Origin of the sequence: Pseudomonas sp. HN11 (assembly GCF_021390155.1) — a bacterium.
In the GTDB taxonomy this organism is placed as follows: Bacteria; Pseudomonadota; Gammaproteobacteria; order Pseudomonadales; family Pseudomonadaceae; genus Aquipseudomonas.
The window spans coordinates 1,194,575-1,219,997 of record NZ_CP089985.1 but is presented as its reverse complement, the minus strand read 5'-3'; the positions used below and the strand labels follow the sequence as shown (position 1 = coordinate 1,219,997).

Genomic DNA, 25,423 nt, shown 5'->3' with positions numbered 1-25,423 from the left:
CAGGCACAAATGGGCCACAAAGGTTGCACGATACACCAATGTCACAGCACCTTCGAAGGCTCGCCCAGGTCAATCTGCGCCCAGTGCGCCGCATCTTCGCGATGGGCTTGCAGGTACGGCAACACTGCCGTCAGCAAGGGCGCCTTGAACGCTTCCTGGAAACGATGGGCCATGCCGGGGATCAGCTTCAACTGGCTACCCTGGATATGCGCCGCCAGGTGCACGCCGTGCATCACCGGCAACAGCGGGTCGGCGGTACCGTGCACGACTAATGTAGGCACGCGCAGTTGGTTGAGCAACGGCACTCGGCTCGGTTCTGCGAGGATCGCCATGATCTGACGCTTCACGCCGTCCGGGTTGAAGGCTCGGTCGTAGGACAGCGCCGCCTGGTGCAACAGCGCCTGGCGATCATCCGTCACGTTCGGACTGCCCAACGCCGCCAGCAAATCCGCTTGCTGTTCCAGGGCCACTTCACGATTGGGCGCGCTGCGCCGCGACAACAGTTGCACCAACGCCGCGTTCGGCGCCGGCAAGCCTTCGGCGCCGGAGCTGGTCATGATCAGCGTAAGGCTCTCCACCCGCTGTGGCGCCATGGCTGCCAGGTGCTGGGCGATCATGCCGCCCATGCTCGCGCCCAGCACGTGGAATTGCTGGATCTGCAACGCGTCCATCAGGCCGATGGCGTCATCGGCCATGTCGGTCAACGTGTAGGGCGCCGCCACTGGCAGGCCAAGCTTGTAGCGCAGTACTTCAAAGGTCAGGTTGGCATTGGCCGGTGTCTGGCGCCAAGTCGACAGGCCAACGTCACGGTTGTCGTAGCGGATCACCCGAAAACCTTGTTGGCACAGGGCGACGACGACTTCGTCGGGCCAGTGGATCAACTGCCCGCCCAGGCCCATCACCAGCAGCAAGGCAGGGTCGGACGCGCTGCCGATACTCTGGTAGGCGATGCTCACCTGAGCCAGGTCGACCGTTTGGGTCGGGACATTGACGTCACATCGAGAAGCCGCAAAAGACGGCAGGCCGAACAAGAGAGCGGCCAGTAAAAGCAACACACGCATGAAAACACCGAAACGCAGAACCCCAGTAGAGCGCGAGTCTGATGAAGTTTGTTCAAGCGCGCTGCCACAGTTGCATGACAGTTTGATGAAGAGTGCCCAATGGTCAGTCGACAGGCACGACAACATGAGACAAACTCACGCCATTCCAACTCCTCACAAATTTTATTCATGGAGAACCCATGCTCGAGATCCGCCACCTCAAGACCCTGCACGCGCTGCGCGAAGCCGACAGCCTGGTGGAAGCCGCCGAGCGCCTGCACCTGACGCAGTCGGCGCTGTCTCACCAGTTCAAGGAGCTGGAAGAGCGCCTGGGTATGCCATTGTTCGTGCGCAAGACCAAGCCGCTGCGCTTCACCAGCGCCGGCCTGCGTCTGCTGCAACTGGCCGACGCCACCCTGCCACTGCTGCGCGGCGCCGAGCGTGACATTGCACGATTGGCCGGCGGCACCGCCGGGCGCCTGCATATGGCAATCGAATGCCACAGTTGCTTCCAGTGGCTGATGCCGACCATCGACCAGTTCCGCGATGCGTGGCCGGAAGTCGAGCTGGACCTGGCCTCCGGCTTCGCCTTTGCCCCGCTGCCGGCGCTGGCCCGTGGCGACCTGGACCTGGTGGTCACGTCCGACCCGCTGGAGCTGCCGGGTATCACCTATGTACCGCTGTTCACCTATGAAGCCATGCTAGCCGTGGCTAACCAGCATCCGCTGGCGAACAAAGCGTACATCGTGCCGGAAGACTTGCTGACCGAAACCCTCATCACCTACCCCGTCGAACGCGACCGCCTGGACATCTTCACGCGCTTCCTCGAACCCGCCGACGTGGAACCAGCCCAGGTGCGTACGTCCGAGCTGTCGGTGATGATGATGCAACTGGTGGCCAGCGGCCGTGGTGTGTGCGGCATGCCCCATTGGGCATTGCATGAGTACAGCTCGCGTGGTTATGTGAAGGCCAAGCGCCTGGGTGAGAAAGGTTTGTTTGCCACCTTGTATGCGGGGATTCGTGCGGACATGCTGGATGCACCCTACATGCGCGACTTCCTGCTGACGGCCAAGGACACATCGTTTTCCACCCTGGATGGGGTCAGCGCAGTGCGCTAGAGCGCAAGCTCGCGCCACATGTGGATCTTATCGAAGTAATCCACACCGACCCGCACCGCCAGCGGCTCCAGGCCGTACTGGATGAAGCCGCAGCGTTGGTACAGGCCAAAGGCCGGGTCATTGCCGGCGGTGACCGTCAGTTGGATCACTTTGAGGCGCGGCTGTTTGCGCGCTTCGTCCAACGCGGCCTCGACCAACCGGCGCCCCAGGCCCTGTTGCTGATGGGCCGTATTCACGTACATGCCGAACAGCGTCACCTTGTGCCGCGCTTTCTCTCGCGGCTCAAACGCCAGGCCGACAATACCGGCCAGCTCGTCATCAACAAAAACACCGAGCAAGCAATCCAACGGGCTGCTCAAGCGTTTTTCCCACCAACTGAGCGGCATTGCCGCACGCTCCGCCACGCTGGAGGTGAACGCCTGGGGATAGGCGCCATACGCCTCCAGCATCAACGCCCGATACGCCTCGGCGTCGCTGGCCCCCAGCGTGCGAATGATCATGCCGTGAGCGAGGCGCGATAAAACGGCAGGATCAGATCCCGTGTCAGTGGGGCCAATTGCAGGCCGCCGTCACCGGCCGGGTCGATCCAGCGCACTTCTTCAATCTCGGCGGCAGGCATGACCGCCACATCGATCTGCACCTGGAACAACTCGGCTTCCACGGTGAAACCGGGCTCGTTGACGGCCGGCGCAGAAAATTTTCCCAGGTAGACCGCTGCGCTTGGCTCGATACGCAGGTTCAGCTCTTCGTGCAGCTCACGGGCCAGGGCCTCGGCAGGCTGCTCGCCGGCGTCGATCTTGCCGCCGGGTTGCATGAAGGCCCGGGTGCCACGCTTGCGCACCACCAGGGTCTGGCCGTCAGCGCCGATCAGGAGGGCCGCGGCGATGCGGATAGTAGAATGGCTCATGAAAGGTTCGCTGTCTCTTCAGGTAGTTTGATGAATATGGTGTATTTCGCGCCCTCCATCGCCTCAAACGCAATCAGCTTGTCCACCAGCGGCAGGTTCAGCACTTTACCGGCGTTGAGCAGCAGCATGCCGTTATCGGCGTTGAGATTGCGCGCCAGGACCATGCCAGCTTCCAGTTCACGGGTCGTCAAAGCCTTGACCGAGGGATCACCCAGTGTCACATCACTGAGAAACGCGGCACAGGCCAGGACAAAGTCTTCGACCAGCTCCGGATCATAGAGGCGCCCGGCATACTTTCGGATGTACAGCAGGGCTTCGTCGCTGTTCATCTGCCGCTCAAGGATCAGGCCTTTTTGCAGTTCGATAAAGTCCACCGCCAACTTCAGCAGTCGCGAACCGAAGGGTATCGCATCGCCCTTGAGGTGATCGGGAAAACCGCTGCCATCCCAGCGTTCCTGGTGATGACGGATGATCCGCGCCGCATCCTTCATCGGCTCCAGCGTCATCAGCAGGGATTCGCTCTGGCTCGGATAGCCTCTGTATTGTTCACGGTCGCTGCTGTGCAACTTATCGGCTGCGGCAACCAACAGGCTGTCGCTCCAACTGAGCTTGCCGATGTTGTAGAGCGCGGCCGCCATGGTCAGGTCGCGCGTAGTGGCTTCGTCCATGGACTGTGCAGCGCAATAGACGCGGACCAACTCGATCAATTGACGGTTGGTCTGCTTGTTCTTGGGCAGGCGCAGGTTGGCCAGCAACGAGAAGACCTCGGTGCCTGTCACGTAGCTGCGTTTGAGTTCTTCGTAGGCCAGGTCGAGCATGTCGGCGGTTTGCTGCAACTCGGAGGTGCGCGCCGCCACGCGCTTTTCCAATGAGGCATTCAATACCTTGAGCTGATCGTTCTGCACACGGGTCAGGCGTTCGAGCCGTTGGTGCTCAAGGGCCTGCTGCAGGATCAACTTGAGTTCGTCGTCATTCCAGGGCTTGCCGATGTAGCGGTGGATCTGCCCTTCGTTGATCGCCTTGATGATCGTCGGCAAGTCGGCATAACCGGTCAGCAGGATGCGGCTGGTGGTGGGGTACAGGCGGTGGACCTCGGCCAGTAACTGCGCCCCGTCCATACCCGGCATGCGCGCATCGCTCATGATCAGGTCGACGGGCTGCGCCGCCATTATTTCCAGCGCCTGGGCGCCACTGTCGGCCAGCACCACATCAAAGTTCTGGCCGCGTAGCAAGCGGCGCAGGCTGTTGAGGATCGACGCTTCATCGTCGACCAGCAAAACGGTGGGTCTTGTCGCGATATGTTCATCCATGCCTGCTGCGCCTTCAAATTAAACAAAATCGAGCTAAATTCAACCTTTGTGCCAAGCCGTCTTCCCTTGCTCAACGCGCGGGGTCGATTTGACGCCAACTGGCCCCCGATATCAAGGGCGCTCGACTATGCTGTCACAGTAGGCTGTATCCGCCTCAGCAGTGGAATCAGGGAAGGAGTCGTTATGCCGTCGGACCTTTTACCGGTACGGAGCACCCCATGAGTGCGGACTCGGCACGGGCCAACCGTCGCATTCTGATCGTCGATGACACGGCTTCGATCCACCAGGACTTTCGCAAGATCCTCTGCGCCGATGCCAATGGCGAACCGTCGCTGGAGAGCCTGGAAGAAACCCTGTTCGGCACCGCCACCAAAGCGCGCCAGGCCTTCGAGCTGGACTCCGCCTACCAGGGCCAGGAAGCCTTGGCCCTGGTGAATAAAGCGCTGGCCGATCAGGCGCCATATGCCCTGGCCTTCATCGATATGCGCATGCCACCTGGCTGGGACGGCCTGCAAACCATCGAACAGTTGTGGGAGGTCGATCCCCGCCTGCAGATCGCGCTGTGCACGGCCTACTCCGATTACTCATTCGAGGCCATCGAAGCGCGGCTCAAATACAACGACCAACTGCTGATCCTGAAAAAGCCCTTCGATCACCTGGAAATTCGCCAGATGGCCAGCGCCCTGACCTGGAAATGGCAACTCGCCCAGGACATTGCGTTTAAAGTCATTGGCCTGGAACGAACCATCGAGGAGCGCGTGCAGGAGCTGCTCAAGGTCTCGCACCTGCTCCAGTATGACGCGTTGACAGAACTGCCCAACAGCACGCTGCTCGGCGACCGGCTGACCCAGGCCATTGCCCTGAGCCGACGGCATGACACCCAGTTGGCGGTGATATTCATTGGGTTGGATCGTTTCAAGCGCATCAACAATGCCTTGGGTTATCCAGTCGGCGATGAGGTGCTGCAGCAGGTCAGCCAAAGCCTGGTCGCGACTGTGCGGGAGTCGGACTCGGTCTTTCGCTACGGCTCCGACGAGTTTGTGGTCCTGCTGCAGGATGTGGTGCACCCTCAGCAAACCCAGCACGTTGCTCAAAAAATACTCAACACCCTCCGCGCCACCCGCCATGTCGCGGGGCATGACCTGAACATCACCGCCAGCCTGGGTATCAGTATTTACCCCAATGACAGCGGCACAGCGGTGGAGCTGATCAAACACGCTGAAACCGCCATGCACACCCGTAAAGAGCGCGGCCCGGATGATTTCAGTTTTTACACCGAAGACATGAACCACCGCGCCCTGCATCAACAAAACCTGGAAAGCGCGATACGCCTGGCCCTGGAGCGCGATGAATTTGTGCTGCATTACCAACCGAAGCTGGACTTGAAATCCGGGCGAATCGTCGGTGCGGAGGCCCTGATTCGCTGGTTCCAGCCGCGCTCGGGCTGGATCAGCCCGGCCGACTTCATCCCGGTCGCCGAAGACAGTGGCCTGATTGTGCGCCTGACCCAATGGGTGCTGCGCCAGGCCTGTGAACAGGCACAAGCCTGGCGCGCCATGGGGCTGGCGCCGCTGTGCATATCGGTGAACATCTCGGCCATCGACTTCCGCCAGCGCAATTTCGTCGACAATCTTGCCACCCTCCTCAAGCAAACCGGTCTGCCGCCGACACAGTTGGAACTGGAGATCACCGAAAGCGTGCTGATGCAGAATGTCGACGAAACGGTTGAGATCCTTAATAGAATCAAGGCCATGGGCGTGCGTCTGGCCCTGGATGATTTCGGTACGGGTTATTCCAGCCTGAGTTATTTGCGCCGTTTTCCCATCGATGTGCTGAAAATCGACCAGTCATTCGTTCACGGCCTGAAGGTCAATAGCCAGGACGAACAACTGATCAGCGCTATCATCGGCATGGGCAAGAGCCTGGACCTGAATATCATCGCCGAAGGCGTGGAAACCGTCGAACAACTGAAGTTCCTGCAAACCCAGCTGTGTGAAGAGGGCCAGGGCTATCTGTTCAGCAAGGCCGTGCCGTCGAAGGATTTCGCCCAGTTGCTGCAAGCGGGTAGCGCCACTCTGATGCCCGACTAATAGCCTTATGCTTGCAAGGAGTGCTCGCTTGAGCGAAGTCTTGACCTGCCGTTTCGGCGTCGCCTTCATGTTGTGCCTGGGCTTGGGCATGCCTTTGATGGCCGCGCCGTTGGACGAAGCACTGAAACCTCTGCCCGCAGTTCCGATGTTGGACCCGGCCAAGGTTGAGCTGGGGCGCCAGCTGTTCAACGAGCCGCGTCTGTCGGTCAATAACACGCTGTCCTGCGCCAGCTGCCATCGCCTGGAATCGGGAGGTGCCGACAACAAGCCGTTTTCCATTGGCTTCGATGGCAAGCCAGTGGACATCAACACCCCGTCTGTCTTCAACGCCAGCCTGAACTTCAAGCAGTTCTGGAATGGCCGCGTCGATACGCTGGAGGCACAGATCCGACAGGTAGTCATCAGCCCGGTGGAAATGGGCAGCGACTGGAAAAGCGTGGTGCATAACCTTTCCGCCCTGCCCGCTTACCAAGCGGCGTTCCAGCAGGCCTACCCCGATGGCGTCACCGCCGCCAACGTACAAAACGCCCTGGCCAATTATGAACGTACATTGCTGACGCCCAATTCGCGGTTCGACCAGTACCTGCTTGGCAACACCGAAATTCTCACGATCCAGGAAAAATACGGCTACCAGCGCTTCAAGGACTACGGCTGCATCGCCTGCCACCAAGGCATCAATATCGGCGGCAATATGTTCCAGAAGTTCGGAGTGATGGGCGACTACTTCAAGACGCGTGGCAACCCGGTCGAGTCGGACCTGGGCCGCTATCTGCTGACCCAGGACGAAGAGGACCGACATGTGTTCAAGGTGCCCAGCCTGCGCAACGTCGCCGCGACCGCGCCGTACTTCCACGATGCCTCGGCCAAGACCCTGGAGGAAGCGGTCGACGTCATGTTCAAGTACCAGCTGGGGCGCAATCCGTCCCAGGAGGACAAGGACCTGATCATCCAGTTTCTCAAGACCCTGACCGGCGAATGGGCGGGCAAGCCTTTATGAGCATACCGTCATGACCCTTTCCCGCCGCCGTGCCGGCCAAGTGTTGCTGGGCCTGATGACCCTGCTGCTGGCGTCCACCCTGGTGTTTCTGTACCTCAAGTCTTCCCGTGACCAGACGGCCACCTATACCCAATCGAGGGACCTGATCCGCCAGCTCCAGCAGCTCAATGCCCAATGGGACAGTGAAGTACTCAAGGCCAGGATCGCCCTCACCCACAACTACGATCCCCTGGTGGCACCGCTGCAGGCGATGACCCGGATCTGGGCCGAGCTGGAAAACCGCGACTCCTACCACGACCCTGCCGACCTGCCTGGTTGGCAAGCCAATCGGGATGCCTACCAGGCCGCGATCCAGGAAAAAGCCCGGTTGGTGGAACAGTTCAAATCCCACAACGCCGTACTGCGCAACTCCCTGGCGTTTCTGCCGACCGCCGAAGATGACATCCAGGCCCAGTTCAATCGCTACGACGATGAAGGCCGCCTGCAACTGCACGATGTCGCCACCGATACCTACGACCTGTTGCTCAGCAGCCTGGAATTCGCCCAGGTCACCAGTGACGACCGCGCCGCCGATATCCTGGTAGGCCTGGGCAAACTGGCGATCAACAAGGAGCGCTTGCCCCCCGAGTTCCAGGGGCCTGTCGATATCCTCAGCAACCATATTTCGCTGATCCTGCGCGAGCAGCCGGTGGTCAACGGCCTGCTCGACCGGATTGCCGCCGTGCCGGTCGCCGAGCGCCTGGACGACTTGACGACCCACCTCAACCAGGATCAGCAAGCCGCCGACCTTGTCGATCACCAATACCACCGCTACCTGCTGATTTTCTCCACCCTGCTGGTGGGTTTGCTGCTTTACCTGGCGGCGCGCCTGCTGCGCAGTTTCGCCGAGATCAACCGGGTCAACCGTGCCTTGCAAGCGGCGAACGAAACCCTGGAGCAACGGGTGGAACGCCGCACCCAACAACTCAAGGATGCCCAGAGCGAACTGCTCGACAGTGCTCGCCAGGCGGGCATGGCGGAGATCGCCACCAACGTGCTGCACAACGTGGGCAACGTACTCAACAGCTTGAATATCTCCGCCGATCTGGTCACTCGAAAGCTGCGCAGCAGCAAGGCACTGGGCTTGGGCCGGGCCATGCAGTTGATCAACGAGCGCCAAGGTGACCTGGGCACCTTCTTCACCGAGGATGAAAAGGGCAAGCTGTTGCCGGGTTACTTGAATCAACTGGTGGAGGCCATCGCGCTGGAACAACAAGGCATGGCTGATGAACTCGCGCAATTGAGCAAAAGCGTCGACCACATCAAGGACATCGTCTCCACCCAACAATCCTATGCCGGTGCATCCACGCTGCTGGAGCCGGTGCAGATCGACGTGTTGATGGAAGATGCCTTGCGCATGAACGCGGGGGCGCTGAGCCGGCACAATGTGACGGTGGTCAAGCACTATGCCCAGGTGCCGGAAATCCTGGCGGATAAACACCGGCTGCTGCTGATCATGGTCAACCTGATCAGCAACGCCAAATACGCCATGTCCAACCTCGTCGACCGGCCGCGACAAATGACCCTTACGGTCCAACCACGCGATGACGCAACCTTGCAGATCAGCGTGAAAGACGACGGCGAAGGCATACCGGCAGAAAACATGACCCGGATCTTCACCCACGGCTTCACCACCCGCAAGGAGGGTCACGGCTTCGGCCTGCACAGTTGCGCCCTGGCCGCCGTGGAAATGAATGGCCAGCTCAGCGCTCACAGCGACGGGCCGGGCCTGGGCGCGGTGTTTACCTTGACGATCCCTCTCACCCCTGCCGGAAGCCCCCCATGAACCAACCTCCCAACCGGCGCATCCTGCTGATCGACGACACGCCATCGATTCATGACGATTTTCGCAAGATCCTGGTGCCGACCGTTGAATCAAACCCACTGCTGGATGACATGGAGTCGGCGCTGTTCGGCGCCACGGCCAAAGTCCAGGCCCCGGTGTTCGAACTGCATTCGGCCTATGGCGGAGAAGAAGGCCTGCAACTGCTCGTCACGGCCATGGAGCGCAAACAGCCGTATGCCCTGGCCTTTGTCGACATGCGCATGCCCCAAGGCTGGGACGGCGCGAAAACCATAGAAGAACTGTGGAAAGTCGCCCCTGACCTGCAAGTGGTGATCTGTACTGCGTACTCAGACTACTCCTGGGAAGACCTGCTGGAGCGGCTGCACGCCCATGATCGGTTACTGATCCTGAAAAAACCCTTCGACAACATCGAAGTCCAGCAGATGGCCAACACCCTGGCCAACAAATGGGACATGGCCCGCCGCGCCTCGCTGCAAACCACCCACCTGGAGCAGTTGGTGGAACAGCGCACCCAAGCGCTGCAAATGGAGATCGACGAACGCAAACACTTGGAAAGCCAATTGGTGCAGTCGGAGAAACTTGCGTCGCTGGGGCAGCTGGCGGCCGGTGTGGCCCATGAGATCAATAACCCGGTGGGGTTTATCTCGTCCAACCTCAGCACCCTGGAGGGTTACTTCAACCAATTGCAACAGATGCTGGATGCCTATCAACGGGCTGAAGCGCTGATGACGCCAGCGGAACAAAGCGAGCAGCTCAAGGCCATGCGCGTCGGCCTGGAACTGGACTTTCTCAAGGAAGACATTCCGGTCCTGATCAAGGAGTCCAAGGAAGGCATTGATCGCGTGGTGCAGATCGTCAAGGACCTGAAAAACTTCTCGCGTGTGGACAACGAGCAGACCTGGCAATTTGCCAACCTGCAACAGGGCATCGATTCGACATTGAACATCGTCGCCAGCGAACTCAAGTACAAAGCCGATGTAGTCAAACACTACAGCGCATTGCCAGAAATCGAATGCCTGGCCTCACAGCTCAACCAAGTGGTGATGAATCTGGTGATCAACGCGGCGCAAGCAATGGGACCAGAGCGCGGCACCATTACCATCAGCAATGGTGTGGACGGCGAGAACGTGTGGCTGGAAGTGGCGGACAACGGCTGCGGGATCGCGCCGCAAACCCTGCAGAAAATTTTCGATCCGTTCTTTACCACCAAACCAGTGGGCGAAGGGACAGGATTGGGGCTTTCGCTCTCCTACGGCATCGTGAAGAAACACCGTGGCGACATCTCCGTCAGCAGCGAGCTGGGCAAAGGGACAACGTTTCGAGTGGTGTTGCCGATTCGGCAAACGGCGGCGTAGGACACGCCGCCGAGTCGTGCTCATGCTTCGGCTTTTTTCGGGCTCGAACCAAACGAAGCGAAACGCTTGTTGAAGCCGGCGATCCGGCCTTCGGCCTGGGTCTTGCGTTGTTGGCCGGTGTAGATGGGGTGCGAGGCGCTGGACACGTCCAGCGGGATGTAGGGGTAAGTGTTGCCATCGCTGTGCTTGTGGGTGCGGTCGCTGTCGGCAGTGGAACCGATAAGGAAGAACACGTCGGCGGCAGTGTCGTGGAACAGCACGGTGCGGTAGTCAGGATGGATACCAGCTTTCATAAGGCCTCCGGGGCGTCTGGGTGCATTTGATGCGTTATACAGTAACACAAAATCACGCACCCAAACGAGAACCGATTGCAATAAGCATAGGCCCGCAGCTTCTATGCGGCTTCCTGGAAGTCCATTTCCGGAGGCTGTCGTGAAAACCCGCGCGTGAGCACGCCCAGGTAAACCACGCCGATCGCCAACCACACCAGGCCCAGGTAGATCGCCAAATGATCGAGGCTGACCATCAACCACAGGTCCGCCAGCAGGCCGATGAACGGGAATAGCAGGAACAGGATCAACTCACGCAGCCCACGCCGCTTGGCGCCGATCCAGTAGTGGAAGATCACCGAGAGGTTGACCAGGCTGAACGCCAGGAACGCACCGAAGTTGATGAACGACGTGGAAGTGGTCACGTCCAGCTTCAACGCCAGCAGCGCCACCACCGCGCACAACAGAATGCTGTTGACCGGTGTGCCGAAGCGCGCATGCAAGGTGCCGAAGAACGACTTGGGCAATACACCGTCGCGGCCCATGGCGAACAACAAACGCGAGCCGCTGGCCTGGGCCGACAACCCCGAGGCGAATTGGCCGACAATCAGACCGATCAGGAAGATCGACACAAACAGGTCGCCACCGATATTGCGCGCGATTTCATACGCAGCTGAATCCACATTAGTGAACTCGAATGACGGATGGGCCACCTGCACAAAGTAGGACACCGCCACGAAGATCAGCCCGCCGATCAAGGTGATCAACATGATCGCCCATGGGATGGTACGGCGTGGGTCGCGGGTTTCTTCGGTGAGCGTACTGACTGCATCAAAACCCAGGAACGAATAGCAGGCGATGGCTGCACCGCTCATGATCAACGGCATGTGCATCTGGCCGTTGAAGAATGGGGCGATGGTCCACAGCGGCTTGCTCGCGTCACCACCGATGTAATGGATGCACAGCGCCACAAAGGCAATCAGTACCAGAAATTGCACCAGCATCAGCAACGCATTGATGCCATTGGCCAGCTTGAGGCCGACGATGTTGATGGCGCTGGTGATGCCGATAAATGCCAGCACCCAGACCCATTGCGGCAGCGCCGGGAAGGCTGAGTTCAGATAAGCCGCACCGATCAGCCAGATGGCCATGGGCAGGAACAGATAGTCGAGCAACACCGCCCAACCGGCGATAAAGCCCAGCTTGGGGCTGATGGCCTTGCGCACGTAGCTGTAGGCGGAACCGGCCACCGGAAAGGCCGAAGCCATTCGCCCGTAACTCATGGCGGTGAAAAACATCGCCACCAAGGCGGCCAGGTAAGCGGCGGGGACCATTCCCGCAGTGGATTGCGCCAGGATGCCGAAGGTGCCGAGCACAATGATCGGCGTCATATAAGCGATGCCAAACAGCACCACCGACCCTAACGACAGGGTGCGTTGCAAACGAGCCATGGGTGATTCTCCGCGCAATTATTAGATTTATGGCAGAACTGAAGTCGGTGAAGCAGGTGTCGTTTTTCTTATGTTGACTGTAGTGAACGGGCTCTCCCGCTCACTACAGGCCTAACTAAGGGATCAGCAGTTCGCGCGTGCCGTCAGTGTGCTCAATCACCTCCCCCGGCAATTTCATGCGCTGATCATCCAGGTAGCGGTAGTCCTGGCGCGCCGCTGCCAGTTGGCCGAGAACCAGCTCGACCGCGAATTGCCCCTCCTCACGGCCCGCTTCGAACAACAGGGTGCCAAACGGGTCCACCAATGCACTGCCGCCGGCAAACAGCAGATCGCCATCGCCCTCTTCCACACGGTTGACCATCAGCGCAAAAGCTTGATTTTCCTGGGCGCGGGCCATGATCGCGGTGCGATGGGTCGGACCGTACGGATCCATGTTGCCGTTGGTGACAATCAGCAATTCGGCACCCAATTGCGCCAGGGCGCGGGCGGTTTCCGGGAACTCGATGTCGTAGCAGATCAACAGGCCGACGCGCAGGCCGTTCCACACACACGTGGAGTAACGGTCGCCGGGATTGAAGACGCCTCGCTCCAACGGCCACAAGTGGGTCTTGCGATAGCGCAGGGCGATGCCTTCAGGGGTGATCAGCAAGGTGGCATTGTAGAACTGGCCGCCATCGTTTTCGGCGATGCCGATAACCACAGCGACGTTGTGCGCACGGGCGGCCTGGATAATCGCCTGCACAGTGGGGCCATCCAGCGGTTCGGCGATGGCCGCGACGGTCTCAGCCGTGGGGAAACCGGTCAGGTGGGTTTCCGGAAATATGATCAGTTGCGTATCGTCGGCACAGGCAGCAATTGCCGCCAAAGCGCGCTCAAGGTTGTAAGCTGTGTCGTTATCACGACCGGCCAACTGGGCGAATTCGACCTTCATGGGTATTCCTTGTTCTTTATCCGTGCCGCAGTATGCGCAGCCACAACCCACCAGGGAATCACGCGGCGGGGGTAACCCGATAGGGGTAGATCAATGACCATGTCGCTGCAAGATATCGCCTGGCACCGTGCGGTGGGGCAAATGATAGACGCGCTGGACCAGCCCAATTTCTGGGCCCAGCTTGTCCGCTTGCTGGACCAGTACGTGCCGTCCGACAGCTGGGTGGTGTTGCTGTTCAGCAGTGAGCACCGCCCGCTGGTATTCGCCGAATGCCCGGGCGCCGACGGCACGCCGGACCCTCTGTTCCAGGACTACCTCAACGGCCTGTACCTGCTCGATCCCTTCTACATCGCCAGCCGCGAACAGGCGCGCACCGGGCTTTTGCGTCTGGCCGAAGTCGCACCCGAGCACTTCGAACTCACCGAGTACTACCAGCGCTACTTCCGCCTGAACGTGGTGGCCGATGAAATCCAGTTCAATTGCCACCTGCCGGATGGGCGTACCCTGTGCCTGTCTCTGGGCTCGAAGCAGCGCTTTGACCCGCAGCAGATTGCCCTGCTGTCGTTGATCCAACCCTGGGTCGTGAGCCTGCTGCGCCAGCGCCTGCCCCATGAACTCAACCAGGTGAGCACCCCGCAACCGCCGATCCAGAATGATGACTGGGGCGCGCAACTCACTGCCCGTGAGCTGGATGTGGGCCGTTTGATGCTCAGTGGTTGCTCCAGCAAGGAAATCGCTCGTAAGCTGGAAATCTCTGTTGAAACCGTGAAAGTCCATAAGAAACACATCTACAGCAAGCTAGGGATCAAATCCCAGTCAGAGCTGTTCTCGATCTTTCTACAGGCGCAAAACGCCTAGCCGATGAGTCCGAACCCAGGAAAACCGTATGAGCCTGTCGTTACTAAGCCGTTACGCCTTCTTTGCCGTGTGCGTCATTTTCACCCTCGCCAGCCTCCCCTTCATCGAACACGAATGGCTGTGGCCGATCACACTGGTCACGGGCGTGTTGAGCCTGATCGGTATTTTCGACCTGCTGCAAAGCCCCCACGCCGTGCGCCGCAACTACCCGATCCTGGGCAATATCCGTTACCTGGTGGAAGCCATCCGCCCGGAGATCCGCCAGTACCTGCTGGAGTCCGACAGCGACGCGCTGCCCTTCTCCCGGGCCCAGCGCTCGCTGGTGTATTCGCGCGCCAAGAATGAAACCGCCGACAAACCCTTCGGCACCCTGATCGACGTGTACCAGTCGGGTTTCGAATTCATTGGCCACTCCATGCGCCCGGCGCCGCTCAGCGACCCCAGCGCATTTCGCGTGATGGTCGGCGGCCCGCAATGCACCCAGCCGTACTCGGCATCGGTATTCAATATTTCAGCGATGAGCTTTGGTTCGTTGAGCGCCAACGCGATTCGCGCACTCAACCAGGGCGCCAAGCTGGGCAACTTCGCCCATGACACCGGTGAAGGCAGCATCAGCCCATATCACCGTGAAAACGGCGGCGACCTGACCTGGGAACTGGGCAGCGGCTACTTCGGCTGCCGCACCAGCGACGGCCGCTTCGACCCGGAACGCTTCGCCGTGCAGGCGCAGAACCCGCAAGTGCGCATGATCGAAATCAAGATGAGCCAGGGCGCCAAACCCGGCCACGGCGGCATCCTGCCCAAGCACAAAGTCACCCAGGAAATCGCTGACACCCGCGGCATCATGATGGGCGAAGACTGCATCTCGCCGTCACGCCACAGCGCGTTTTCCACGCCGCTGGAACTGATGCACTTTATCGCCCAACTGCGTGAGCTGTCCGGTGGCAAACCGGTGGGCTTCAAGTTCTGCCTCGGTCACCCGTGGGAATTCATGGGCATCGCCAAGGCCATGCTCGAAACCGGCATCCTCCCTGACTTCATCGTGGTCGACGGCAAGGAAGGCGGCACCGGCGCCGCGCCCGTAGAGTTCACCGACCATATCGGCGTGCCGCTGCGTGAAGGCTTGCTGTTTGTGCACAACACTCTGGTGGGCCTGAACCTGCGCGACAAGATCAAACTGGGCGCCAGCGGCAAGATCGTCAGCGCCTTCGACATCGCCAGCGTCCTGGCCATTGGTGCCGACTGGGCCAACTCGGCGCGGGGCTTCATGTTTGCCATCGGCTGCATTCAGTCCCAAAGCTGCCACACCAACAAATGCCCGACCGGCGTCGCAACTCAAGACCCGCTGCGCCAGCGCGCCCTGGTAGTGCCAGACAAGGCCCAGCGCGTGTTCAACTTCCACCGCAACACCCTCAAGGCCCTGGCGGAAATGCTCGCCGCCGCCGGCCTGGATCACCCGTCGCAACTGTCGGCCAAACACTTGGTACGACGTATGTCGGCGACTGAGATCAAGTTGTTCTCGCAGTTGCATGTGTTTCTCAAACCCGGTGAATTGCTGACCGGTGAAGTGAACGGCGAGTTTTACTCGCGCATGTGGCAAATGGCGCGGGCAGACAGTTTTGAACCCCATGAAGTCGCAGTGGCATAAAGGTCAGAACGACCCTGGACACTTTATCTTCGTCGAAGAATGGCCCCACCAGGCTGCACTGGATGCCCACTGAACCGCGCCACCCGTAGCATCGTTGGAACACGGAAGTTCAACTGCCATGGGTGTCGTTGCGCAGTCTCAAAACATTCAGTAATACCCAACCTTTGCAATTGCTTACAAATACCGCCAACCTGCGCCCGCCCGACGTGCGGCGTAGACAACGCCCTCGCCCACCTGTCCTTGTTAAACTCATTGTTCAAGAGCCCGTAGCCATGCCTAACGGACGCGACCCACGCATCGATTTTTTTCGGGGCCTGGCGTTGATCTTCATTTTCTGGGATCACGTCCCCCACAACCCCCTCGGCCAGATCACCCTGCGCAATGTCGGTTTCAGCGATGCAGCGGAGGTGTTTGTATTCCTCGCCGGTTTCGCCGCCGTCCTCGCCTACGGCAAGATCATGCAACGCGACGGCTACTGGATGGCCTGCCTGAAAATCCTGCGCCGGGCGTGGGTGTTGTATGTCGTGCATATCTTCTTGCTGGCCTTGCTGATGGGCATCGTGTTCTTCGCCAACAGCCATGTGGAAACCCGCGACCTGGTCACGGAGATGGGCCTGACGCATTTTGTCACCCACCCGCAACAGGCCCTCACCGATGAACTGCTGCTGCGCTTCAAGCCCAACCTGATGGACCCGCTACCGCTGTACATCGTACTGCTGGCGGGATTGTCGCTGGTACTGCCGCTGATGGTGCGCAAGACAGCGGTAGTGGTGGCCGTGTCACTGGCAATCTACCTGCTGGCGCCCTGGATGGGCTGGAACCTGCGGGCGATTGCCGACGGTGTGTGGTACTTCAACCCGGTCACCTGGCAGTTGCTGTTTGTGCTCGGTGGCGCGGCGGCGATGCACAGCCAACGGCCAAAGCCGGTCGAGACCCGGCCGCTGTCACGTCAGCCATTGTTTGTGGCTTCGGCAATCTACGTGCTGTGCGCCGCAGTACTCACCTTGTCGTGGCGCTGGCCCGAGGCTCACGATGCGCTGATGCCGTCGGCGCTAAGTGATCTGCTCTACCCCATCAGCAAGACCGATTTATCACCGGTGCGCCTGGTGCACTTCCTCGCCCTGGCGTATGTCACCGCCAAGTTGTTGCCCGGCCGTGGTTGGACCGAAAACAGGCTGGCGCAACACACCTGCCGCATGGGCCGCTATTCCCTGGAAGTGTTTTGCCTGGGGGTGGTACTCGCCCCGTTGGCGGACATGATCAACGCCCTGGCCAACGATGCCGTCGTCATGCAGTTGACCACCGCTGCCGTTGGCGCGCTATTGATGGCTGGCCTCGCCGCCTGGCTGGATCTGATCAAGCGCCTGGACCAGCAACCTCGGCCCGCGTTACATACCTAGCGCCCGGCACCGCCGGGCGAGTGCTTCCATTGTCCTTCCACTTACCCCGTGAAAGGAAATGGCCCATGCCTACCGATCAACTGCTCAATGGTTTGTCGGGCAACCTGCAATCCAGTGATTCCTGGGCCCGCCAACAAGCCCTGACCATGATCCGCGATACCCTGACGCGAACCATGAGCAGCCTGACCGAACAACAGCAACGTGATTACGTCAGGCTGCAACGCGAAGCCCACCAGGCACTCCAGGCGGTGGAGCGTGAAAACGCCACCATCCGCCAAGCCTTCAAGACAGATGGCCTTGCAAAGCTACGCAGCAAGCTCGGCGGGCTGGACCCGGAGGCGCTGTACCTCAACACTCGCTATTTAGAAAAGCTGGAACCGCCACTGCCCTGGGAGCCCCGCACCAGCGAGCCTCTGCGAAACTCAATCAACCGGCGTTTGCGCCGTGCCTACGACGAATGGAAGTACCGTGCCCATGAGTCCCGCTTGTCACTCTGGGACGCCGCCTGCCTGAATTTCGACTTCGCCACGGCCAACCCCCAATCGTCTGGGCACTCGTTTGTCGACGCTTCCTACCTCAGCGGTGCCGAGAATCTGCCACTGACGGTAGAACGATTCATCGAGATCGTGCGGGAGCTGGACCTGGGTGGCCAACTCCAGACGCGCCTGCAAGCCAGCCTTGAAGACGGAGGAAAACTTCACTCGCTGTTGCAAGCCAGTACCCGCGCATGCCTTTTGTTCGAAGCACTGGAGGCCTACCGCAATCGCACGACAACCGGCGTAAGCCAGGCGCATTACCAAAGGGTGGTTGACGCCGTAAATGGCAAGGGTGAGCCGCTGGGTTTCGACACGCTGGGCATGAACACCGGGATCACACTGTTGCCGACAGAAACGATCGGGCTCAACCAAGACACTATCCCCATACCGCTGCTGTTGATCCACGTAGCCAGCCTGGGGGTATTGTCCTATTTTCCGTTCCGCCCCGGCGGCGCCTTGCGTTACCACACCGACGCACGCCAGGCCAATGCAGACTTCGTCCAGCAACTCAAAGACAGCCATCGCCAGGGTGACCTGGGCTGGTTTGCCCTTCAATTGCCGATGACTGAAATGCAGAGTTTCAAACAGCTGCTCAAGGAGCAACCTCGCCCGGCCGGTCTGAGCGCGGCGGCGGGATTTCTGTATGACGCCTTTCACCGGTTGTTCCCGCAACGTTCCCTCGACAGCCTGCGGTTCACGCCGGACAACAGCCGCAACCACAAGAAAGACCTGGTACACACCTGCGCCAATTATCAGGTCCTTCGCTATGAGGCAAACCTCGCTGTGCTCGCCACCAGCCGCTCGGCACGCGACCGGCAGGCGTTGATCGACGGTGCTGCCGCGATCGCCCAGGAAATACTGGAGATGCTGATGATTCCGGTGCCCGGTGGCGTCACCGGTTTGAACCGCATCATGCAAGTGGCCGTGTTTGGTAGTCTGGCCCACAGCCTGGTGGTGGGCATCAATCAGGCGGCCCGTGGTGAGGCCAGCGAATTTGCCGCAGCCATGGCGGACGCCGCGGACCTGGCCATCAACGGCCTGCTGATCACCACCGCAGGACGCGTGCATACCCGACGCATGCATCAGTTGTTCCAGCGCCTGGGCAGCCCACGCAAAGTGACTGACAGCAACGGCGAACACCGCCTCTGGACACCGGCGATCACACCCTATGCCATCGTCGACCAGCACTTGCTCGACGGCCAGATCGCCAATGCCCAAGGCGTCTACCAGATCGATGGCAGGCACTATGCCTGGCTGCAGGCCGGCGAAGAGCGCCAAGTGGTTGAAGTCAGCTACGACGTGAAAACCATGCGCTTTGTGCTCAAGCTTGAATACGGCGGCCAGTTCGCTGCGCCGATCGTGTTCGACCCGACCGTGCAGGCCTGGGTCCTGGATTTGCATAACGCCCATACCCTTTCGGATATCCAATTGGCCGAGCGCATGCTTCCCGATGGCTCGAGCACCGTGCCCAGGGCCGAGATGGAAAACATGCTGCGCAGCACCGCCGCCGACCGCGCGACCCTCGACAGCATCTGGGCGGGCAACCCTTCACCGATCAACCTCACCGAAGGGGTACGCCGCCTGCAGGCAGACCGGGTGATCGAGCAGTTGATCAACGACTTCCACCGACGCGGCCACATGCCTGCGCATGCCGACGGCGCCGTACTGTGCCTGCTGCCCTACGTGCCAGCCTGGCCCGCCGAGGCTCGCATCAACGTGCACAATCAGCAAGGCAGCCTGATCGAAACCTACGCTGCCCGTGAGTCTGGGCTCACCTACACCCTTGACCTGATGCGAAGGGATGACGGTACCTACGGCCGCCTGACCGACCCGATCACCAGCGTGCCGACTCAAGAGCAACTGTTCGAATTGATCTTCAGCCAGCAACCCACACACTCGCTGTTGGGCAAAGAGGGAAGCCCACTGTTGTCCCAAGACCAGCGCATCGCCAGGGTCCGCCTGCAAATCAGCGAGCTGGCGCGAACGCAGCGGCACGAGCTTTTCTCCGCCATGACCCGCTACAACGGCTACGCCCGGGGCGAGGTGCCGGCCGATATCGATGCGCGACAACTGCTGCCGATCAAAGTCGCGCCGCCGCTGGTTGAAGTCACTCCGCTGCTGAAAAAACTGCGCGGGCTCTACCCGCCACTGACCCCGGCCAACCTGGAGCAACTGCTCCTGACGACACCGCTGAGCAACACCGAACAGGCGACATTTCTGCGCGACGCCAGCCTGCCCCCGGCGGTGCACGAGAACCTCGAGCACCACCGCACGGCGCTGCGCCTGGATGCGATCATCGACGGCCTCTACTCCGCCAGGAAGTACGATCCGGACACCGATCTGTGGGCCCGTGAATTCACTACCAGCCTGTTGCTCAATACGCTCAATCGACACTGCGTGATCACCGACATGAGCAGCGGCACACCGACCAACCGCTATGTATCCAGCGGCCCCGATGACACCACCGTTGAACTGCTGTACTACGGCCAGGGCCGCTATGAGGCCTACGATATGCGCAACGCGGGCCCCATCCCGGTATCGCCGGCCGTGGACAGTTTCTACCTGGCCGTGGGCTCAGTGCTGCAACCCGGTGAGCGGCAGCAACTGGGGATGAAAACCGCCAGTGATGCCAAGGGTCTGCGCAAGACCCTGGGTGACCTGATGAGCGCTCAACGCGGCTCCGAAGGCCACGTCAGCCTACTCGACCAATCCCTCGGGCAATACGAGCAAAGCGCGGTCCTGCCCCATGACCTCAAGCCCGACGCTACCGGGATTTACGAATGGCAGGGTGAGCAACTGCTGCCGCTTTATGGCTCGTTGTACCCGATTACCTTCGATAAGCGCGTGCGCAAATGGCGCCTCAAGCACCCCAAAAAAGTCGGTGTAGACACCCCCCTGCTGGAGCACAACCGTCAAGGCGCCTGGCGCCTGGCCAGTGAAAACCCGATGGCCTGGGACGATCACCGGCTGTTCTATCGCCTGGGGTCTGAAGACTTCAACGTCGACCAGTCCACGGCGTCGCAGATCATGCGCCTCACTGACACCCCCGCCCGTGCGTTACGCGAAGTACACAGCAGCGGCCTGCCGCCGCCACCGCTGCTGCACGACACCAGCAAACGCTTTCGCATCGAACGCGAGATCCTGCAGTTCATCAAGGCCATGAGCGTCTATTCCGCCACCCGCAACGCACGTCCGTCCCTGCAATTGCAGTTGATCAGCAGCCTGCCGGCCTGGCCCGCCACCCACGCACTGGAAATCGTCGACAGCCAGGGCCGTGTGATTCGACGCTATCCGAGTAAACACGCGGCTAATGCCGAGGCTGTCCGCCTGACGGAAGCAGAGAGCCGCAGCCTGGAACCGCTGAAAAATATCGCCCTGAACGATCAGCTCTGCCGCGTGCTGCTGGGTGAGTTGCCCACCTCCCAAGAAGAGCGACTGTTCAAACTGTCGAAGAAAATCGCTGAATATGCCTGGCGTGAACGCGCACAGCTGTTCGATATCCTCTACGCCCAGAGCGAGCGCGGCACGACATCACTGGAGCGCCGCCTGCAAGTGCACTACCCGCAATTGCCCCTCAGCGCCATCACCGCCATTCTCGAGCAGTCGAGCCCCAAGGAGATCAAGCAACTGCACACCCAGGACCAGGTCGGCCTGCGCCTGGCCGAGCAGGCGCGGCTCACCGCCGACGACGCACGCTTGAACCGGGCCTATGAAGGTCTCTACTTGAGCACCCTGGCGAACCCTGACAGCGAAAAGATCATGGTGCACCTACTCAAGGATATACCTGGCTGGCCGTTGAGCCTGCGCCTGGATATCCGCGATGCCAGCGCCACCGGCCCGCTGTTGACACACGCCGGTCAAACCAGTGGCACCGACCGGCGTACCCTGGTGAAAATCGATGGGGGTTACCAGAGCCATGACCGTGAGGGTCGCCTGCTCAATGAGCCGGACGACAGCACCCTCGACTTGCTTAGCGCCGTGGTGCTGATACTGGACAAGACCGAACGCGGAAACCTGGGCCTGGATGACAACGCCGATCCGGCTGCGCTGCGCCATGCCATTGCCGAACTGGCCCTGAACCAACGCGTGGCGATCAAATCGCTGCTGGGGCTGACGCATATCCCGCCGTGGTTGCAACCGCCAATGAACGTCAACAGTTCTTTCCAGGCTTATCCGTTCTCTCTGCGCAGCCTGTGGCCGTTCAATGGTCACCAGCCGGTGGACCTGGTCGCCAAAGTAAAGGACATCTACCCCAGATTCAGCACGGCGCAGGCCAACGACCTGCTCGAATCGCTGAACATGAGCGAACCTGCTGCGCTGATCGAACTGCAACGGCGTGAAGCCGAATACCGGACGTTGGCATTCGAACTGGATCGCTGGGTCGAAACAGCGCAGCCTGTGGACGACCCCGACACAGACCCGGTGGGCTGGAACTATGGCGTACGCACCGGCCTGAAAAACCACATTCTGGCGGCATGGCGTCGGGAAACCCATATGGCCTACGACAGTGCCTCAGGGCTGTTCGACAGCCACCAATTGATATTGCGCCTGGATGGCAATAGCTTGCCCGACCCTGCGTTCATGCTGGGCACCCGCGGCTTCGAGCATATTGAATTTCTAATGATCCAGGGCGATACCTTCCCGGCGACCGGCAACGACTTTCTCGGTAAATTCCCCGGGCTCATCAAATTGCAGATCGACTGCATGCTCAACGAGCTGCCCACTAACCTGACCAGCATGCGACAGCTTCAGCATCTGGCCCTGAACGACAATGCCATTGTGCTGACAAGCGAATCGCGCGAGCGCCTGGCCGGGATGACACAGCTTGACGAAATCCATCTGGACGGCAACCCCTTGGGCCTGACACCGGACGTTTCGCGCATGACGCGCCTTAGAGTGCTGTCGCTGCGCCAGACCAACATTGAACACTGGCCCATCGGCGCCGAAGGACGCAGCAGCCTGCGCAGTCTGCGATTGCAGGAAAACCGCCTGACGACCGTGCCCGAAGCCGTGTTTTCCGATATCCGCATGGGGCCGACCAACCGCAATACCATCCTGCATGACAACCCGCTGAGCGATGAAACGCTGGGCAGGATCCGCGACTACCGCAATCGTACCGGCATTGTTCTGGGAGGGGCATTGCCCGGCATTCTGCACCAGCAGGCGATGGCGATTGATGTAAGCCGCTGGCTGGTTGGCGTACCCTCGGCACAACACACGCAACGCCAGAACTTGTGGAAGCAGTTGCAGAACAGCGATGGCGCCAGACCGGATGACACCTTCAGGGTGCTGCGTGACCTGACCCAGTCATTCGCCTACCGGCGCAACGCCGCCACCCAGCAAGCATTGACCCAACGCGTCTGGCACCTGCTGGATGCCATGGGCGAGTCCACTGAACTGCGCAATCAGGTATTCCTCAACACCTATGTCGCGGGTACCTGCGGCGATGGCGCGATCCTGGCATTTATCAACATGGAGCTTCAACACCAGGTTCATCAGGCACGGTCACAGGCGGGCAGCAATCAGGCTGACCGTGAACTGCTGGCCTTGGCCAAGGGCCTGTTTTACCTGCGCCAGGTGGATGAGTTGGCCGATGCGCACATCGCACGGCTGCGTGCCAACGAGGGGCAGCCGGATGATGCCGAGATCACACTCTATTACCGGCTCAAATTCCGCGATGCCTACAACCTGCCGATCCGGCGCGAAGAGATGCTCTACTCCGTAGAGGACTGGGTGAGTGAGCAGGACATCACCGATGCGCACACTACCCTTGCAGCCCTGAGTCAGACCCAGGCGGCGCAGAACTCATTGTTGATGGAGGACTTCTGGATCGAATACCTGGCCCGCAGTTATCCGGAACCTTTCTCGACCATCAACAACGTCATCCGCCACCAATTGAATGTACTGGACCAGGAGGTGCCCGACAGGCGCTCGGATGTCTATCTGGAACGTCGCCAATCCCTGGCGGAACTGGAAATCGCCGAGCGCAACCGCCTGGTGCGCCAGTTGACCGAAGCGGCGCAACTGGCTCAGCAGGTGAGTTGATATTTACGCCGAACGCGCTGCGCTCTGGGCAGTGTTCAATGGCTGCAACTTGAACACGTAGAACAACACGGTCAGCAGCACCAGGAACACCGGACCTACGTACAGCGCCACGCGGGTGTCGGGGAAATACGCCATCAGCCCGACCACCAGCAACAGGAACGCCAGGGCCAGGTACGAGCTGACCGGATACAACCACATGCGGTACTTGAGCCCTGCCCGTTCGGCCGGGCTCAGGCTTTTACGGAACTTGAGTTGGGCCAACAGGATCATCAGCCATGTCCAGATCGCACCGAAAGTGGCGATGGATGTCACCCATACAAAGACTTTTTCCGGCACCAGGTAGTTGAGCAACACGCCCAGCAGCAAGGCGAAGATCGACAGCAGCAGCGCCTTGCGCGGTACACCGTTACTCGACGTGGTGCCGAAGGTCGCCGGCGCCTGGCCGTTCTGCGCCAGGCTGTAGAGCATGCGCCCGGTGCTGAAGATGCCGCCGTTGCAGGAGGACAACGCAGCGGTGATCACTACAAAGTTGATGATGCCGGCGGCGGTCTTGATGCCCAGGCGCTCGAACGTCATCACGAATGGGCTGCCCTGGGTGCCGATTTCATTCCACGGGTAAATCGACAGAATCACGAACAGCGCCCCTACGTAGAACAGCAGGATGCGCCAGAACACCGAGCCGATGGCACTGGGGATGGTCTTCTGCGGGTTCTTCGCCTCACCGGCGGTGAGGCCGATCATCTCCACGCCCAGATAGGCGAACATCACCATCTGCAAGGACATCAACACGCCTTGCACGCCATTTGGCATGAAGCCGCCGTGGGCCCACAGGTTGGAAATCCCCAATGCCACCCCGTCGTTGCCAAAGCCGAAAGCGATGATGCCGACGCCACCGATCACCATGGCAATGATGGTGACGATCTTGATCAGGGCGAACCAGAATTCGAATTCCCCGAAAGCCTTGACCGCGATCAAGTTGATGGTGCCCATGCTGATCAGGGCGGCCAGGGCCCAGATCCAGCGCGGCGTGTCGGGGAACCAGACCCCCATGTACACCGCCACCGCGGTGATTTCGGCCACGCAGGTCACCAGCCACAGGAACCAGTAGTTCCAGCCGGTGAGAAAGCCCGCCAACGGGCCAAGGTAATCTTGCGCATAACGGCTGAATGAACCGGCAACCGGGTTATGCACGGCCATCTCGCCGAGGGCGCGCATGATCACCAGGATCGCCAGGCCGCCGATGATGTAGGAGAGCATGATCGCCGGGCCAGCCATTTCGATGGCCTTGGCCGAGCCGAGGAACAGGCCGACACCGATACAGGCGCCGAGGGCCATGAGGCGAATGTGCCGTTCACCAAGTTCGCGTTTGAGCGGGCCGCCTTGAGCGGTCTCGCCATGGGGCAGTGGGTTGCCGACTGGCATAGGGGTACAACCTCATTTTGTTATTGGATTGTCCGTCGAGTCTCCAGGGCGCAAGCCGATAGGCCTGGGCCCTTGCCGAAACCGGGACCGCCTCATGGACGAGCCCTTCTTGCCGGGCAAGATCAGCGGGGCGTGCAGTATAAAAAGCCAGGAGCAGGTTCTTTCACTATAAAAGAGGGGCAATTTAGTGAAAGTGCCCG

Annotated in this window: 17 protein-coding genes; 9 read left to right on the top strand and 8 right to left on the bottom strand. The window is 60.3% G+C overall.

Translation table 11 applies throughout. The annotated features are described in order from the left end of the window. Positions 1-41: 41 nt before the first annotated feature. Entirely contained in the window at positions 42-1,061 is a 1,020-nt protein-coding gene (locus LVW35_RS05480; protein WP_233894126.1) for an alpha/beta fold hydrolase, read from the bottom strand. Between the two features lie 179 nt (positions 1,062-1,240). Here LVW35_RS05480 and metR point away from each other — a divergent pair, with 179 nt between their 5' ends. Then, a complete protein-coding gene (gene metR, locus LVW35_RS05475) occupies positions 1,241-2,158 on the top strand; it encodes a transcriptional regulator MetR (protein WP_233894125.1) in 918 nt (305 codons plus the stop codon). Here metR and LVW35_RS05470 read toward each other — a convergent pair. Genes LVW35_RS05470 through LVW35_RS05460 form a run of 3 tightly spaced genes read right to left on the bottom strand, consistent with a single transcriptional unit; the run spans position 2,155 to position 4,375 of the window. Continuing rightward, a complete protein-coding gene (locus LVW35_RS05470) occupies positions 2,155-2,658 on the bottom strand; it encodes a GNAT family N-acetyltransferase (RefSeq protein ID WP_233894124.1) in 504 nt (167 codons plus the stop codon). The two genes, metR and LVW35_RS05470, sit on opposite strands and share 4 nt — an antisense overlap. Next, the gene (locus LVW35_RS05465) at positions 2,655-3,065 is read right to left on the bottom strand and encodes an NUDIX hydrolase (RefSeq protein WP_233894123.1); all 411 of its coding nucleotides are present in this window, start codon (positions 3,063-3,065) and stop codon (positions 2,655-2,657) included. The genes LVW35_RS05470 and LVW35_RS05465 overlap by 4 nt, the downstream gene beginning before the upstream one ends. After that, positions 3,062-4,375: an HD domain-containing phosphohydrolase gene (locus LVW35_RS05460; protein ID WP_233894121.1), complete on the bottom strand. Its 1,314-nt coding sequence runs from the start codon at positions 4,373-4,375 to the stop codon at positions 3,062-3,064. The genes LVW35_RS05465 and LVW35_RS05460 overlap by 4 nt, the downstream gene beginning before the upstream one ends. Before the next feature lie 218 nt (positions 4,376-4,593). Here LVW35_RS05460 and LVW35_RS05455 point away from each other — a divergent pair, with 218 nt between their 5' ends. The 4 genes from LVW35_RS05455 to LVW35_RS05440 all read left to right on the top strand — a co-directional run bounded on the left by LVW35_RS05455 (position 4,594) and on the right by LVW35_RS05440 (position 10,663). Further along, a complete protein-coding gene (locus LVW35_RS05455) occupies positions 4,594-6,465 on the top strand; it encodes a putative bifunctional diguanylate cyclase/phosphodiesterase (RefSeq protein WP_233894120.1) in 1,872 nt (623 codons plus the stop codon). Between the two features lie 67 nt (positions 6,466-6,532). Further along, positions 6,533-7,462, top strand: coding sequence for a cytochrome-c peroxidase (locus LVW35_RS05450; protein WP_442799666.1), 930 nt, complete (start codon positions 6,533-6,535; stop codon positions 7,460-7,462). A 10-nt stretch (positions 7,463-7,472) separates the two neighbouring features. Then, the gene (locus LVW35_RS05445) at positions 7,473-9,287 is read left to right on the top strand and encodes a DAHL domain-containing protein (protein ID WP_233894118.1); all 1,815 of its coding nucleotides are present in this window, start codon (positions 7,473-7,475) and stop codon (positions 9,285-9,287) included. Next, positions 9,284-10,663 carry an ATP-binding protein gene (locus LVW35_RS05440; protein WP_233894117.1) on the top strand — a complete coding sequence of 460 codons (1,380 nt, stop codon included), beginning with the start codon at positions 9,284-9,286 and terminating at the stop codon, positions 10,661-10,663. Before LVW35_RS05445 ends, LVW35_RS05440 begins: the two co-directional genes overlap by 4 nt. Before the next feature lie 20 nt (positions 10,664-10,683). Here LVW35_RS05440 and LVW35_RS05435 read toward each other — a convergent pair whose 3' ends face one another. The 3 genes from LVW35_RS05435 to LVW35_RS05425 all read right to left on the bottom strand — a co-directional run bounded on the left by LVW35_RS05435 (position 10,684) and on the right by LVW35_RS05425 (position 13,314). Then, on the bottom strand, positions 10,684-10,956 hold the full coding sequence (locus LVW35_RS05435; protein WP_071488679.1) for a type B 50S ribosomal protein L31: 273 nt from the start codon (positions 10,954-10,956) through the stop codon (positions 10,684-10,686). A 101-nt stretch (positions 10,957-11,057) separates the two neighbouring features. Next, positions 11,058-12,383 (bottom strand): APC family permease, encoded by a 1,326-nt coding sequence (locus LVW35_RS05430; protein ID WP_233894116.1) that lies wholly within the window; start codon positions 12,381-12,383, stop codon positions 11,058-11,060. Positions 12,384-12,498: 115 nt separating this feature from the next. After that, a complete protein-coding gene (locus LVW35_RS05425; protein WP_233894115.1) occupies positions 12,499-13,314 on the bottom strand; it encodes a carbon-nitrogen hydrolase family protein in 816 nt (271 codons plus the stop codon). A gap of 93 nt (positions 13,315-13,407) precedes the next feature. On the opposite strand from LVW35_RS05425, the gene LVW35_RS05420 reads away from it, so the two are divergent. The 4 genes from LVW35_RS05420 (at position 13,408) to LVW35_RS05405 (ending at position 23,801) form a co-directional block, all read left to right on the top strand. Continuing rightward, on the top strand, positions 13,408-14,172 hold the full coding sequence (locus tag LVW35_RS05420) for a helix-turn-helix transcriptional regulator (RefSeq protein ID WP_233894114.1): 765 nt from the start codon (positions 13,408-13,410) through the stop codon (positions 14,170-14,172). Between the two features lie 28 nt (positions 14,173-14,200). After that, on the top strand, positions 14,201-15,820 hold the full coding sequence (locus tag LVW35_RS05415) for an FMN-binding glutamate synthase family protein (RefSeq protein WP_233894113.1): 1,620 nt from the start codon (positions 14,201-14,203) through the stop codon (positions 15,818-15,820). A 272-nt stretch (positions 15,821-16,092) separates the two neighbouring features. Beyond that, positions 16,093-17,220 carry an OpgC family protein gene (locus tag LVW35_RS05410; RefSeq protein WP_233894112.1) on the top strand — a complete coding sequence of 376 codons (1,128 nt, stop codon included), beginning with the start codon at positions 16,093-16,095 and terminating at the stop codon, positions 17,218-17,220. Between the two features lie 65 nt (positions 17,221-17,285). Continuing rightward, on the top strand, positions 17,286-23,801 hold the full coding sequence (locus tag LVW35_RS05405; RefSeq protein WP_233894111.1) for an NEL domain-containing protein: 6,516 nt from the start codon (positions 17,286-17,288) through the stop codon (positions 23,799-23,801). 3 nt (positions 23,802-23,804) lie between these two features. Here the strand turns inward: LVW35_RS05405 and LVW35_RS05400 are convergent, their stop codons facing one another. Continuing rightward, positions 23,805-25,223, bottom strand: coding sequence for an amino acid permease (locus LVW35_RS05400; RefSeq protein ID WP_233894110.1), 1,419 nt, complete (start codon positions 25,221-25,223; stop codon positions 23,805-23,807). Positions 25,224-25,423: the final 200 nt, after the last annotated feature.